The 13,497-nt window shown below is 61.7% G+C and carries 16 protein-coding genes; 4 read left to right on the top strand and 12 right to left on the bottom strand.

All coding sequences use genetic code 11. The features are described 5' to 3' along the window. Nucleotides 1–82: 82 nt before the first annotated feature. Complete coding sequence (locus MFF01_RS09100) at nt 83–790, bottom strand: class I SAM-dependent methyltransferase (RefSeq protein WP_238224122.1); 708 nt, start codon at nt 788–790, stop codon at nt 83–85. After that, on the bottom strand, nt 780–1,244 hold the full coding sequence (locus MFF01_RS09095; RefSeq protein ID WP_238224120.1) for an Rrf2 family transcriptional regulator: 465 nt from the start codon (nt 1,242–1,244) through the stop codon (nt 780–782). The genes MFF01_RS09100 and MFF01_RS09095 overlap by 11 nt, the downstream gene beginning before the upstream one ends. A gap of 150 nt (nt 1,245–1,394) precedes the next feature. On the opposite strand from MFF01_RS09095, the gene MFF01_RS09090 reads away from it, so the two are divergent. Next, a complete protein-coding gene (locus tag MFF01_RS09090) occupies nt 1,395–1,940 on the top strand; it encodes a recombinase family protein (protein ID WP_238224114.1) in 546 nt (181 codons plus the stop codon). 301 nt (nt 1,941–2,241) lie between these two features. Continuing rightward, nucleotides 2,242–3,192, top strand: coding sequence for a hypothetical protein (locus tag MFF01_RS09085; protein WP_238224113.1), 951 nt, complete (start codon nt 2,242–2,244; stop codon nt 3,190–3,192). A 529-nt stretch (nt 3,193–3,721) separates the two neighbouring features. Here the strand turns inward: MFF01_RS09085 and MFF01_RS09080 are convergent. Continuing rightward, on the bottom strand, nt 3,722–5,251 hold the full coding sequence (locus MFF01_RS09080; protein ID WP_238224106.1) for a hypothetical protein: 1,530 nt from the start codon (nt 5,249–5,251) through the stop codon (nt 3,722–3,724). Between the two features lie 27 nt (nt 5,252–5,278). Next, complete coding sequence (locus tag MFF01_RS09075) at nt 5,279–5,734, bottom strand: hypothetical protein (RefSeq protein WP_238224105.1); 456 nt, start codon at nt 5,732–5,734, stop codon at nt 5,279–5,281. Nucleotides 5,735–5,875: 141 nt separating this feature from the next. Here MFF01_RS09075 and MFF01_RS09070 point away from each other — a divergent pair, with 141 nt between their 5' ends. Then, on the top strand, nt 5,876–6,151 hold the full coding sequence (locus MFF01_RS09070; RefSeq protein ID WP_238224104.1) for a helix-turn-helix domain-containing protein: 276 nt from the start codon (nt 5,876–5,878) through the stop codon (nt 6,149–6,151). A 17-nt stretch (nt 6,152–6,168) separates the two neighbouring features. On the opposite strand, the gene MFF01_RS09065 is transcribed toward MFF01_RS09070, so the two are convergent. From MFF01_RS09065 to MFF01_RS09055, 3 genes are read right to left on the bottom strand one after another with little or no spacing between them, the layout of a single operon-like run. Then, complete coding sequence (locus MFF01_RS09065; RefSeq protein WP_238224103.1) at nt 6,169–6,537, bottom strand: XkdD/Y8K6 family phage-associated protein; 369 nt, start codon at nt 6,535–6,537, stop codon at nt 6,169–6,171. Between the two features lies 1 nt (nt 6,538). After that, the gene (locus tag MFF01_RS09060; RefSeq protein ID WP_238224101.1) at nt 6,539–6,883 is read right to left on the bottom strand and encodes a DUF3768 domain-containing protein; all 345 of its coding nucleotides are present in this window, start codon (nt 6,881–6,883) and stop codon (nt 6,539–6,541) included. Between the two features lie 4 nt (nt 6,884–6,887). After that, entirely contained in the window at nt 6,888–7,592 is a 705-nt protein-coding gene (locus tag MFF01_RS09055) for a hypothetical protein (protein WP_238224099.1), read from the bottom strand. A gap of 303 nt (nt 7,593–7,895) precedes the next feature. Between MFF01_RS09055 and MFF01_RS09050 the strand changes: the two genes are divergently transcribed. Continuing rightward, nucleotides 7,896–8,945 (top strand): double zinc ribbon domain-containing protein, encoded by a 1,050-nt coding sequence (locus tag MFF01_RS09050; protein ID WP_238224097.1) that lies wholly within the window; start codon nt 7,896–7,898, stop codon nt 8,943–8,945. Here the strand turns inward: MFF01_RS09050 and MFF01_RS22155 are convergent. The 5 genes from MFF01_RS22155 to MFF01_RS09030 form a co-directional block, all read right to left on the bottom strand. Continuing rightward, complete coding sequence (locus MFF01_RS22155) at nt 8,903–9,208, bottom strand: DUF6894 family protein (protein WP_373319699.1); 306 nt, start codon at nt 9,206–9,208, stop codon at nt 8,903–8,905. The genes MFF01_RS09050 and MFF01_RS22155 overlap by 43 nt on opposite strands. Nucleotides 9,209–9,496: 288 nt before the next feature. Then, nucleotides 9,497–10,141, bottom strand: a complete 645-nt coding sequence (locus MFF01_RS09045) for a class I SAM-dependent methyltransferase (RefSeq protein WP_238224093.1) — start codon at nt 10,139–10,141, stop codon at nt 9,497–9,499. Between the two features lie 205 nt (nt 10,142–10,346). Beyond that, nucleotides 10,347–11,363 carry a protein NO VEIN domain-containing protein gene (locus MFF01_RS09040; protein WP_238224092.1) on the bottom strand — a complete coding sequence of 339 codons (1,017 nt, stop codon included), beginning with the start codon at nt 11,361–11,363 and terminating at the stop codon, nt 10,347–10,349. A 374-nt stretch (nt 11,364–11,737) separates the two neighbouring features. Further along, entirely contained in the window at nt 11,738–12,907 is a 1,170-nt protein-coding gene (locus MFF01_RS09035) for an alpha/beta hydrolase (protein WP_238224090.1), read from the bottom strand. Between the two features lie 116 nt (nt 12,908–13,023). Further along, the gene (locus MFF01_RS09030; protein WP_238224088.1) at nt 13,024–13,260 is read right to left on the bottom strand and encodes a hypothetical protein; all 237 of its coding nucleotides are present in this window, start codon (nt 13,258–13,260) and stop codon (nt 13,024–13,026) included. Between the last annotated feature and the right edge of the window lie 237 nt (nt 13,261–13,497).

The following is a 13,497-nucleotide window of genomic DNA, read 5'->3' as shown; positions in this document are numbered from 1 at the left end:
TCAGGGTGGCTGGGCCTATTTGCTGTGACACCATCGGCCGCAGCTCTAAGGCCCTGATGTGACACTTTCCGATCGGCCGCTGCTATGCTCGGGCTACCCACCCGCGCCATGTGAACGCCGCGAAGAACAGGGCGACGTCTGAGAAACCGCCTACGCGCAGGATGTCCGCGTCCTGCTCGGGCGAGAGGGTGGGCAGGTGAGCGCCGACCGCAGTCCGGGCCTTTTGAGCTTGCTCTCGATCTGCGCCTGAGGCGACCGCATAGGACTCGTAGCGGTCGAGCCAGCGCGGCCGCTCATCCTTAGCCTGCGGAAAACTGCCATGTGCCGCAACGAACGGCGCTCCGTGCTTCAGGCGCTGGTGGATCGCGCGGACCGTTGCTGCGCGCTCGGCAGGCTCGAGGAAGTGCAGGGTCAGAAGGCAGGCGGCGGCATCGAAGGGACCTGAGGGCGCGTCGTCGATGTACCCTTCGACCAATGTCACCCTGTCCATCAGAGATCCAAGCACCCGCTCGGCTTCCTTCAGCATCTCCCGTGCGGGATCGATGCCGACGAAGGACCATGTGGGATGAGCCTCGGCCAGCGCTCGCAGTTCCAGCCCCCCGCCTGCGCCGAGGACCAGCACCCGCGCATTGGCCGGTGATCCTTCTGCGAGCAGGATGGCGGTCATCCGATGCAGCGCCTCGTAGCCAGGCACGAAGCGGCGCGGCCCCTCGGCATATTGGGCGGCGGCCTGCGGATCGTTGAAGGCGGCGATGAAGTCCATGGCTTCCGGTTCGGCGCTACGCAACATCGGGTTCGGGCTCCTGGCTGCAAAGGCCGCGCTTCGCCATGCGCGCGTGGAAATCGGCGCTGAGGCGGGCAAGGGTGACCTCGCCGAGCCGCTCAAGCAGCAGGCGCTCTGCATCCTCGAAAGCGGTGCCGAGCGCGGCGTTGACGGCTTGTTCGACGAGGCAGGTCGGCTCTTCGTTTCGGTGCCCCATCGTGAGGATCTCCGGCGAGCCAAGTGCGACGTAGACATCACGCAGGGACACGCGGTCGAGGTCGCAGTTGAGCGTCCAGCCGCCGCCGTGGCCCTTCTCGGAAGCCACGAGCCCGAGATCGCGCAAGCCACCCATCAGGCGGCGCACGACGACAGGGTTCGTGTCCATGACGGAGGCGAGGCGCTCGGACGTTACCGCCCCCTCGAACTCGGCCATGTGCAGGAGGACGTGGAGCACGCCCGACAATCGGCTATCCCGTCTCATGCAACAAATCATGTTGCATAACCGATGCGACGTCAATCCGAGCACATCGCTTGGGAATGGCGGGGGCGAAGCTCCTCGAATGGTGCCGGCTTGACCGGACTATTTGCCGTTGCGCTACTCACCTCGGGCCTAAACCCCGAGGTGACCCCCATGGCCCGCATTGGCTACGCCCGCGTTTCGACCCTCGACCAAGACCTTGACGGGCAGGTTTCCCGCCTCACTGTCGAGGGCTGTACCCTCATCCGCTCGGAAAAGGTATCAGGCGGCTCGCGCGAGGGCCGCACCGAACTGGCGACCGTCATCGAGTTCCTGCGCGCGGGTGACGAACTCGTTGTCGCCCGCCTCGACCGGCTCGGGCGCGACACCCGCGATGTGCTCAACATCATCTACGAGGTCGAGCAGCGTGGGGCCTTCGTGACCGTGCTTGACCCGCACGTCTCGACGCAGGGGCCGATGGGCCATGTCATGCTGACTGTGCTCGGCATGGTGGCGCAGATGGAGCGCCGCTTCATCCGTGAGCGTCAGCGCGAGGGCATCATGCGGGCGAAGGCAAGCGGCGTCTACGCGGGTGGCAAGCGTCGGCTCGACCGTGACCGTATCCGTACCATGCACGCCGATGGCGTTGGGCCGGCGGCCATCGCTCGCACGCTTGGTTGCTCACGGATGCAGGTTTACCGAGTGTTGCGGGAAACGTAAAAAATGACCCATGCTGCCTGCCCATCGCCGCTACCGAACGGCTGCGGAGAGTGGGAAACGGATCCTGTCCCACCGCCCGGAAGCAGACCCTCCGCATCCGACCCAAAGCAGAAGTGCGCGTAGTTGGCCGTGCTTACCAAAAATTACGCTGCCGTCTGGCCAGTGACTTCGGATCAGTGTAATTTCTAAAATCCTTCTCATACGTCACGTTCAATTGAATAGGCGGATACAATGGCGATCGAAGGTTAAATTTCGTAAATCTCATCTTTCTCGAGCGGATATTGGAACAGGTAAGAGATTTATGACTGGTAAGAAAGTCTTGATAAGCTTCAATCGAGCTATCGATCAAGATTTTAAATTAGAAGACTCCAAGCTATGTTTTCTATGGTTTGAAGGTTTAATTGTTGAGGACTTGGGAAAATTTGATAAGGATGCGTTCGTTAATGGCTTGGTTGACGACGCCGTCAAGAAAAGAGACCGTCATATTATTCACGATCTTACGCAGCCGGTTAGCGCAATATTAGAGCCCGAATGTCTTGAGAGGCGCCTTAGATCACTGGAGCGAGGCTATCCCAGATGGGGGCATGAGCATGAGAACTACAGTTATCCAGAGCCAGAGAATAAATATGAGTACGCTCATAACGAGCTGCTCAAATTTATCGAACAAGAAAAGGGTGTAAGATCTATTACAGATGAAATTGAGATTCAGTACGCTGAAGGCCGGGCACGAGTAGCTGTTGATGCAGTAAATTTGTGGGATCGTATAAACCTAAAGGAATCGTGCGTCCTACAAGCGACAGATGACGAGAATATTGCGGTTAAAGCAACCAAAAGCTTTGGCATATCTTCGGACGTTTCGTCAATTTCGTATCAGCTGTTCGCAAGTCAAATCCCGCTCCTAGCGAACGTGCCATGGAACGAAATTATAGACCTGAAATTATCGAGGGCTTTTGTTGAATTGAAAGAAAAAATTTCTGATATAGCATCAGTATCAAATGGCGATCCCGTTGTAGCTCAGAATGTCCTCAACAAAACAATTGCAGAAGCAATGGATCAAATTGTCGAAAGCCATAGGCCAAAAACAACCGCAGTAGCAATTATGTCTGCGCTAGGAAATATTCCGTTACCGGGCATAAATCCATTTGGAATATATAGCTCAGTCAGAGACGTCGCAAAAGAATTTAAGAAAAAAGATGATTATACGTGGTTGTACATGCTGCGCGATCTCAAAAAGCTAGATTCCGGATCTTAAACCGCGCGAACGAGTAACGACCTCTGTTGACAAGGGCTGTAAAAGGAGTGTGCTCATAGAATCTAGTAAATTGGCATGGCTGTTGTCTGTGTAAATCATGAGCGGGCGGGAGCGCGAAGCCAGCTTCCATGCAATACTCTTCGTTGGCTAACGGGCTACAATGCACGCACCGGGGACCTTCGCGGCGGTACCAAGCGTCAGCTTCCCACCCAAGCCGATCGTTGCCCGCTGCCTCAACAGCCTGGGAGCGGACATTCCGAGGTACAGCAAAGAGTTGATCGTAATCGGCAGCTGACGCTCAGCGTGTGCAGCGGACCCATCGAGTTAATTGTGTGTTGTTCTTGGGGTCGTTCGCCCGAATCTCCAGTCCGTTCCGGGTGACGGTGTACAGCATGGATGAGAAGTTTAGCGCCTCCTCCTGGCTCGGGCTCGTCGCATCGATTTGCCATGTATCCCGACCCATCTGACGAATCGCGCTCAGCGTATCCGTGCTGTCGCGCGAGCGCTCCGCCCGCTCGCTGATCTCAGACTAGACGTACTCGTCATAGTCGGGCTGGTTGCGCCGCGGATCGGTGCACGCGCGTGAGTCGTTGAACCACCGCCCCCACAATGCGCGGGGGTACTGCGCACGCGGATCTCGGTAGATCAACCCGTGTGAGGCTTCGGGATCGACGCCGGGACACAGAGCATTGAGGGCCGTCGCGACCGTCACCTCCCCCGAGACCGTCGAACCGTCCAGCCACTCCCGGCTCTTGAGGTCGCGATAGAGCATCTGGCGATGCGCGTCGGTGTGGATGTCCGCTGCGGCGTCGGACGGCCGCTCGAACAGCCCATACCGGCGACCGTTGATGGACAACTCCTTCGACTCGCAATTCGCCTTCGCTGTGATGGTCGCGTCCGGCTCGGACAAGCACGAGTTCAGCGGCTCAATCTGGTCTTCCCCCCAATACCCCGCGCAGAACTCATGGCGCTCCTGCGGTCCGGACCGGAAAACGCCCGATGCCACGGGCGTTCCCTGACCTCGAATGTCGATGGCTGCGTAGGCCGGTTCGCGGGTTTGGCTGATCCTGATGTCAGCCATCCGCGCCGTGTCGCGCAGCGGCGGGTTGAAGGCGACGACCGGAAAAGCACTGACGTTGGCCCAACCGACACCAAGAGTTGGATGCTCGACTGCGACAAGCTTCTGCGGATCGCCGGTCTCCGGGAACTCTTTCGGCTTCAGAACCCCGCCCCCGACCACGAAACGGCAACTTGGTTCGGCCTGGACGGCCAACCGACGCGGCTCGCCGAGCGGCGTGGCCTCGATGCGCGCGGGCGCGGCCTTGTCGGTGCAGAACAGCGCAGTCGCCGCCGTCACGCACCACGTCTCAGGCCGGCACCAGCCGCGTGCTGCGGGCGTCGGATAGGGTTGCAGATCAAGACGGACGAAGTCGCTGCGGGGGGCGTGGTAGACCGACTGGTAGGGCGGCTTGCCGCCGAACATGTTGGCGAGCGTGACCGACTTCTCAGCCACGGAAACGACCTCGCCGGCGTTGCTGTCGCTGATGCGCAGACACTTCGCCGCCGATTTCGCTTCCGGCGTGGGTAGTGCAAGGCTCTCGACCGTTGGGCAGAGCGAGACTTGTGCTCCGGGCCGCACGGCGCAGAAGCCGGGCTGGTCGCAGGCCGCCCGTGCCCCGGTGCCGCTCGACGCGAAGACGCCGACCGGCATGTAGCCGAGATGCTGGCCACCATCAGATAGGTAGACGATCTGAGCCACCTTGGCGGCTTCGGTCATAACGGCCCGGCCGGCCGGCACCGTCTGGCATGTCTTCTCGAGCACAAGCCCGTTGGCGATCTCACTGCCCTGTGCCGGCCCGGCGGCCGCGATCTTCTCGGCCCCGGCGTAGTCGCAGGCGAAGACCGGTGATGTGAACGTGCAGGGTTGCCCAACGGCGCAACGCGATGCCGCAACCCCGGCGGCGGTCGGAATTGTAGGAGGCTCCACGGCCAGCGCCACGCTGGTCGCGAGCGCTACGCCGAGCATCATGATGCCCCCATTGCGGAGAAGCCCGTGCATCCCGTGCATCCTGTGCGTCATCACCGATCAAAACCGCTTGATGCTGACGTATAGGTCCTTGCCATCATCGGTGCGCTCGACGCTGTAACGCAGATCGACCGAGCGACTGTTGTTGCCGAGCATGGACTTCATCATCTGCGCCTCGGTCGCGTTGCCCGACGGCTTGGCCATCGAGGCTTTGAGGTCGCTGTTGAGTTCGAACTCTATCGCGAGATCGGTCCGGCAGGTGCTGCGCTGATCATCCGAAGCGACCGTGCGGATCGCCCGCAGATCGAACCGTGTCGCCTTGAGGTCGTACATCGCCGTCAGGCCGTAGTTCTCGCCCAGCATCTGCAAGACGAGTTCCTTGACCTTGGCTGTCACGCCCTCGTCCGAGCAGCGAGGGGTCTGCGCAGCACACGCGGCTGGTAGCAGGGCCACGCCGACCACGATCAACCGATGCAGGAGGCGGCTCTTTGGAAACGCTGACGGGAAGGCGGTCATAGGGGGCGAACCTTGATGCGGCAGAGCCGTGGGTTGGTCGGATTGGGGATCGTGCTCAGTGCGGTTGTCGCGCTGAAGTTGTGGGATTAGGGGACCATTGGTCCGTCGATTGTCAAGCCGCTGATCTGGCCCTGTGCGGGCATGGATGCACGCTCGATCATCGGTTGGAACCTGCGGCGGCTGCGCGTCGCCCAAGGGCTGTCGCAGGAGCGTCTGGCGCTCGCGGCCGGCATCGACCGCGCTTATGTCGGGCGCGTCGAGCGGGGGTCGGAGAACGTGACGATCACCACCCTGGAGGCGATGGCGACGGCCCTCGCCGTACCAATCGCCGTACTCCTCATCGCCCCCGAGCCAGGAGCGGCCCAGCCGATGCCGCTGCGCGCCGGCCGGCGGCCTCGGAGCACGCCACCGGGTTGATTGTCGGGCCGGCCGAATCACGGCCACGCTCCGATCTCAAGGTGCGGAGCGACCCGCACGAGCAGGACCCATGCCGCGTCTCTCTCCCGCTGCGTGCGAGGTTCGATGCCTTGCCCGTTGAGTTCGTGAGAGGTCAGGAGCCGCACCAAAGCATCGGCAAGGTCGGGCGCGGCGGCCATCAGCCGAGCGTCGGCGACCCGCCGGATGCTGTGGGCGATGGGTATGCCACCCATCTCTATCGGCCGAGCCTGCCGGATGAGGTAGGCTGGGCTGCTCGGGTCATCGTTCGTTGCCGGCTCGGGTGGCGCGTCTGCCTCGCCTTCACTCCCCACCTGCCATGGGCCGAGGGTCGGCACGTCGGTGGGATCGAGCTTGCGGCCGGCCACCTCAATACTCCTCAGCGAGCGTGATGGTGAGGACGCGGGTCGTGACCGTGGGGTCTGCCGGGTCGGGCGAGGCTGCGGTCAGCGACCGGTCGTAGCAGTCGATCTTCCAGAAACATCGCTGGCGGCCGACCGTGACCGCGCCGAAGTCGTGCTCGCCATGCGGATCATCGTCGGCGTCGAAGTGGTCGAAGGCTCGCACCGCCGCGAGAACGGCGGTGCGGGTGTTATCAGGCAAGGCTGCGACCCCGGCGGTCAGCATGACCGGCCCGCCGGTGAAGCTCCGGCGCAGGGCATCGTTGAGAGTGCGAACGCGCGTCGGCTCGGTTGGGGTAACGCGGCCGGCCACGGCGCTAACCTGCCTCCGCGGCCGTTTCGGGGTGCAGCAGCGCCAGCGCCCGGCGCGGACGGCTGAACTCGGGCAGGTCGGGATAGTCCGCCCACGTCAGCACGAAATGGTCGTTGGCCTTCGTCAGGATCACCTTGGCCGGGTAGTAGCCCTCATCGTCCTCGTCATCGCCCTGCGCGAGCACGAGGCTGCCGAGCCCAATCTGCGAATGGTCGGCCGGGGCCTTCGCACCCACCCGCGTCGCTGGCGGGTCGCCAGCGCCCGCTCCGCCCGGCCCGCCACTCGGTTTGCCCTCCGCCCCGCCTCCGGCCTCAGCAGGCTTGCCAGCGGCCTTCGCTGGCCTCGGGCGGTCGTCGATGCCAGCCGCAGCGAGCAGCCCGTCGTAGAGCGTCCTCTTGATGAAGGGTGTGAAGGCTCGCCCACTCCCGAACAGCCTACCCATAGGTAGGGTCACGGCAAGTATGCGTAGGGCTTCGGTGTCAGCGCTGACGTGGAAGAAATCCATCAGGTCAGCAGCCCGTTCGACCGCCGCAGCGTCGTCCGCATCCCCGAATCGTGCCCCGTGCGGCTTGCCGCTCTGATCGAGCCCAAGCAACAGCAGCGGGGCGACAGGCTCGCGGGCGACTTTGTGCTCTGCGGGAAGCGGCATGGGCGGCGCGAGGAGCGTCGGCAGGGTCGTGACCGTCGGCAACACGAGTTCGGTTTGCATCACATCGGGCTCCAGAAACGATGAAGGCGGCCCGGTTGGGCCGCCTGCTGGGAAGGGGAGAGGTACGTGGCATCCGGCCGAGGGCACGGTTGCGGCGGTCGCGACGGGGGTCGCAGTCGGCACAAGTTCGGGCTCATCGGGCGCCTCGCGGGGTGGGTGCCGCATGTTACGGCCCAACGACCATATCAGGATTTTATTCTTAGTTCAAGCCCTGTCGATTTTGAGACGTTTTCCGTTCCTGATTCGGGGTAGTCATCAGGACTTCGACGGGCGTCACCGTCACGATGACAGCGAGGCAAGCCATTGCGATCCGGGTCGAGACTGTCCGTGCGTTGGTTCAACCTCGTCCTCTGGGTCGTAGCGCTCGCCTTTGCCGTATTCCTCACCGGCCTCGGGTCACTCGTCGTCGGCGACCTGCCGCAAGTCGAGCATCGCTATACCCTGGAGCAGTTCCTCAACGAGGACCGGTCAGGCTCGGCGGCTGAAGCCCTGAGACAAATCCGTCGCGAGCAGGACGATAACCGGCGTCAGACCGAACAGACGCAGCTTGCCCTGGATGCCGCGCGCTCGGCGTCCGAAGCGGCGCGGGAGACCTTCGCAAACTGGCTCAAGACACGTGATGCCACGCAGCGCGTCGATCAAGACCCAGGGCTGATCGCCCGCACCGAACGGCTCGACGCGCTGAAATCTGCCGAGCGGACGGTCGAGGAGCGGTTGGAGACGCTGGCGAAGTCGGGGCTCGACCTCTCCGAGCGCGAAACGGCACAGGCAGAAATCGAGGCCAATCTCCGGGCGGGGGCACAGCAGAAGCTCGAAGCGGCCGAGCGCGGGCAGGAGCTACGGGTCTTCGGGTATCGCCTTGCCCTGACCCTGCCGCTTCTGGCGCTTGCTGGATGGCTGCTGCTGAAGCGGCGGCATACGCGCAACTGGCCGTTCGTTTGGGGCTTTGCCCTGGCAGCAGCCTTCGCCTTCTTCGTCGAGTTGGTGCCTTACCTGCCCAGCTACGGCGGCTACGTCCAGTACGGCGTCGGCGCGCTCGCGACGCTGATCTTCGGACGGGCGGCCATCAACGCCATCCATATCTACAACGAACGCCAAAAAGCGGCTGAGCTACGCCCCCACGAGGAGCGGCGAACTGAGATCGCAACAGATCGGGCGCTTCAGCGTCTCGCAAAAAAGGTCTGTCCCGGCTGCGAGCGGCCTATCGACCTTGCCAACCCGGCGGCCAACTTCTGCCCACACTGCGGCATCGGCGTCTTCGAACGATGCCCCGCCTGCGATCACCGAAAGAGTACCTTCGAACGTTTTTGCTACGCTTGCGGCAGTCTTGGCTCCGTGCGCGCCGGGGGCTGATGGCACAATGATGATTCCCAGACTGCGTGCGTTGCCCGCTCTGTAGGTGACACGAAAGGTTGAACCAGCACGCGCCGACCACGGAGGTCGTGGACGCTGATGGTCCACTCCGACCAATCTTCCTCGCCATCCAGTTCGTCCATCAAACTTGCCGCGACCTCAATCGCCCGGCGGGCGAGGCGCTCGGGACGGCGAACTTCCCAGCCAACCGAATCAAGGACAAAAGCGTAGCCGTTGGTGGCATGAAAGCGGTAACGGGCCATTCGCAACAACTCCCACCTCAGCATCAGCCTCTGAGAACGCATCAGTTCGCGTTATGTTCTGTATGGGGACATGTGGTGGAAAAGGGCAAGGCGGCGCGTTGCCGATCAATATCTTACACCCAGGTTCACGAGTGCAACCTGCCTGTGGACGGCTCGCCGTTCGAGAGAGCTTCATGGCTTGCGGCAGGGCGAAGGTCGAGAGTTCGGGACCAATGATGCAATTGCCGCTTGAGGCAGGAAGCTGTGGCCCCTGCCAAAGTAGTGTGACCGCCTTTCACCCCGCCGCTGTTAAACGCCCTCCACTCGTGATGGTGTCCGACCGATCACTGCCCATAGCGGGTCGCCGAGGTCGCCCTCCGGCACCACGGCGTAGATCTCTACGGCGGTGAACCCAGCATGTCTGAGGTAGAGGTCGATGAGCCGCCCCTGATCGTCGCCACCGATGGCGCGCCAGATGGCCACTGCTTTGGTCGGGAAGCACCGGTTCGAGAATGAAATGATCACCGGGGCGTTCGGCACCAGCACCCGCGCAACCTCGCGGAGGACCGCCACAGGATCTTGCAAGTATTGAACCCCGACGCAGATGAGGGCGGCGTCGATGCTGTCGGTATCGAGAGGCAGGACGGGATCGGCGTTAAGGTCCTGCACGAAGCGCCCCGTCAGGCGCGGATTTGCGGCAAGCTCCTGATCGTTCAGACCATGACCAATCACCGCAGTGTAGACGGCCTCTGCAGGCAAGTGGCTGACCCAACTCGACATCAGATCAAGGATGCGCCCGCCGGGCTGCAAGTGGTTGCGGTAGAGGTCGGTGACGGCCTCAATGGCCGCATCGTCGATATGCGTGACGAAGCGTGGATGGGCGTAGAACAGGTCGTCCGGCGTCTGATCCTGCTTGGCGAAGGCTTCGGGGGGCAATCCGGGAAGGGTGGTCATGTTCGTTTCCGCTTGCCAGTCTTACCGCCCGACGCGAAGTCTGCGCGTTAGGCGCAGCCCTATCAGCCGCCCATCCCCCCCTATTTTTGTCGCGACCCTCGGCTTTGTACTGGGGGTGATCGTCGCGCCCAACTGGTAGATAATGGTGGAAAAGTTGACGCTTGGCACCAACCTGAAACAGACCTTCCAGCTTCTGGTGTTAGTTTTAGGTGATTGTTTCGTAAGGTGCCGAGAGCCTAGCCGCGACGATCTGCTGGATCTTAAGCTGCCGACCATCAGCTGTTGCCCACACGAGATTGCCGCCCTTACTTGACTCTGCATTGTGCCTGAAGACGTGGCTGCGAGCTTCAGACGTCAGTGCCTCCGTGACCACGTAAATGATATACTGCGCTCGGTGTTCAGTGCTCCTCATTTTCGCAAATTCGTTGGGCGTTAGTTCGACCAGAAGGTCCCGTCCGCTCAGCCCCTTTACCTCGACCTTCAGCACCGCACCGGTCGGAGCCGTGACGTTCAAATCCCATCCAACGCCATCCTTCTCGACGGAGGCGACGACCTGGGAGCCCCCTGCTCTTGATCGATAGTATGCGGTGGCATGTCGAACCGCAGCAAGCTCAATCCGCTTTCGCAACTCCGGATCAGTTTGGTACTTGGCCCCGTTCAATCCAACCTTCGGCTTCTCGGCAAACGTGCCATCCGCCGCGAGATAGGCAGAAACCTCTGCGCGGAACTCGTCTTTTCCACCGTACCAGACCGGGCTCTGTCCCAGATTGCCTTCTTCCTTCGCAGTAGGAATCCTGAACAAGCGTTGGTCGATAGGAAGCAGGGTTGCTTTGTCCGCCGGAGCCTCGATCTGATAGGTAACAATGAAGTTTTTACTACGTTTCAGTTTGATGTGATTATTGTCCCTAAAAACAGAAGCGTCCCTGTACCAACCGACGATATACGTCTTCTTATCGCTAGGATTTCGAGCAATCCAAACCACTGTGACCGCGGTTACTAATTCGTCAGATGATGAGCCGCCCGGGTTTTTAAGGTTGATGCGAGCGGAACGAGGGACGTAGCCATAGACTTTGCCATCGAGAGAAGCGAAGTTGAAAACCTCGTGCCCTATGTTGCCGTCCTTGAGATAGCCGTGGCCACCTACTGGCGTATCGTTCGCCGATGGACCAGCGTAGTCCTTCATCCATCCGATATTGACGAAGACCATCGGTTTTGCGGGCATGGTATTTTCCGGAGGCCACTATATCAAGGCAACCGGAATGATAACGTCTGCTGGGGCGGATGGAAATCGTATCCGTGACAGTTTCACCACCTTAATGCACCGCCGATCGACAGACCGCCGACTGCCCGTAAGTTGGCTTCCTGAACCACCGAAGTGACCAACCACAATGCATCAGTGTCCTAAAGCTAAAATTCGCAAAACTATCTAAATCGTGTGTAAATCCTCGTCCATGAAGCGCCCGAAACAAGCCATTCCAACTTTATGCAAAGGGTCGGAAGCGGACCGAGCCGCAAGTTCCATTCATTGATCTTTGACCACTGTGCGCTTCCCCAGCGTGTGCGCGGCCCTGCAAGCCACCGGAATGCACCTCCCCCTCAATGAGCCTTCGCGACAATCCAGCCGATGATCGCCTCGGCGACCGCGCCGTTGTTGGCCTCGAGCATCATCATGTGCCCGTTGCCGTGAATGCCGTGTTCGGCGAGCGCGAGGCGATCTGGCTTCGCTCCGGCTTGGGCGAGGAAAGCACCCGTGCAGTCGTCCATTGTCGCCCGAAAAGAAGCCTCGCCGGTGACAATGACCGCTGGCACTTTGGCGAGGTTCGGAAGCTGCCGAGCGGGCTCAGCCTGAAGCCAGCAGCGGATTTGATCCGATCGGGTCGGCTGGTCGGCCTGAACGACTGTCAGATCGCTTGGGGAGTTCACCGGTGGCTCAAAGCGGAGCGGTACGCGGGTGATTCCGTAGGGCCGAGCGCGGGCCTCACTGACCGGCTCGTACCACTTCAGACCGCCCTTGAAGCGAATGTCGAAGAAGGTTGGCCCATTCGGCTCGACGGCGACGTGCGCCTTTACGAGGTCGGGCCGTTGATCCGACACGGCCCAGCCGAACACCCCGGCCTGTGAATGAGTCAGCACGACCGAGGGGCCGATCTTCTCCAGCAGGGCGATCAGCGCTGGGTTCATCAGTTCCTCGCTTTTCAGCGCGCTGGCGATGTACGGCACCTGCGAGAGGTAGAACTGATCGAAAGCGGCGTTGCCCTTCACGCCCGGGCCACTGGGCCATTGGGTATGCAGCTTGGCCTGTGGGAAGAGCTCGAACCGCTCCTGCCCGGTGAAAATGCTTTCCAGGTCGCCGGGTGCGAGGCGGGCATAAGCGCCGTATGCCTCCGGGTTGTCACCCGAGCGGCCGCGCCCGACCTGATCGACGACGTAGACGGCAAAACCGCGCTCGACGAAGCGATCCACCCATCCGGGCCGGCCATCGGGGGTGGCGAGGAAGTTGACACCGGTCTGGGCGGTGCCGTGCACCATCACCACCGGGAAAGGCTGCGTGACCTTGGCGGGGGCGTGGAACTGGACAAACATCTGCCCGGTGGCAAGTTCCTTCCCACCTACCGTTACGTACCGGCCGCCGACGAAAAAGTAGCCCTCACGCTGGGCTGGTTTGAAGACCGCCGGCACGTCGGGGGTGGCCGGCCTCAACTCCGCCAGCGCCGTCGCCGTGAGCCCAATCAGGGCACAAGCCCCAAGCAGCGCCGCTTTGATCATCGCCGACCTCCCACGGACGTCTGCTGCGTCCTGTAGGGAGTATCGGCGGCGATTGTACCCCGTGTCCATTCGGGCTGAGAAACCCCGGACGCTGACGGGCGTCCGGGGCATCCTCATCAGCCGATCATGCCGTGCTTCGTGAGCGCCTTCGAAATGAGATAAAGAGCTTGCTGCTTGCTGCGCATGGTGCCCTGCGCCACCAAACCATCAACGGCGTAGGCGAGAAGCGCCTCAAAGGCCGCCGAGGGCTGAAGCGAGAGGCTCGGGATGACATCATCTAGGGTGGCTTCGAGTTGAGTCTGTGCCTCGCGGAGTTTTGCCCGGCGGTCTCGGTATTGCTCAAGTCGCGTCATTGGCTCAATCCTTATAGTGGCAGGTCGCCACGAGGAGCCTTTACGTGACAAGGCAGAGCCTTCACGGGGCTGCGGCAAGGCGGCAAAACTGAGCCTCTCGCGCCACCGGGTGTCGGCTCGAAACTCTATTTCGGCGGCAACGAAATAGGGGCCCCGCGCCAAGCGGGCCCCATGGCTCCTGTTTCGCGGGGCACGAAATAGGGGGAATGCGGCCGGGCCGATCCGCGCCGCAACCGC

Origin of the sequence: Methylobacterium adhaesivum, from assembly GCF_022179065.1 — a bacterium.
Taxonomy (GTDB): Bacteria; Pseudomonadota; Alphaproteobacteria; order Rhizobiales; family Beijerinckiaceae; genus Methylobacterium; species Methylobacterium adhaesivum.
This window is presented reverse-complemented; position numbering and strand designations above follow the sequence as displayed.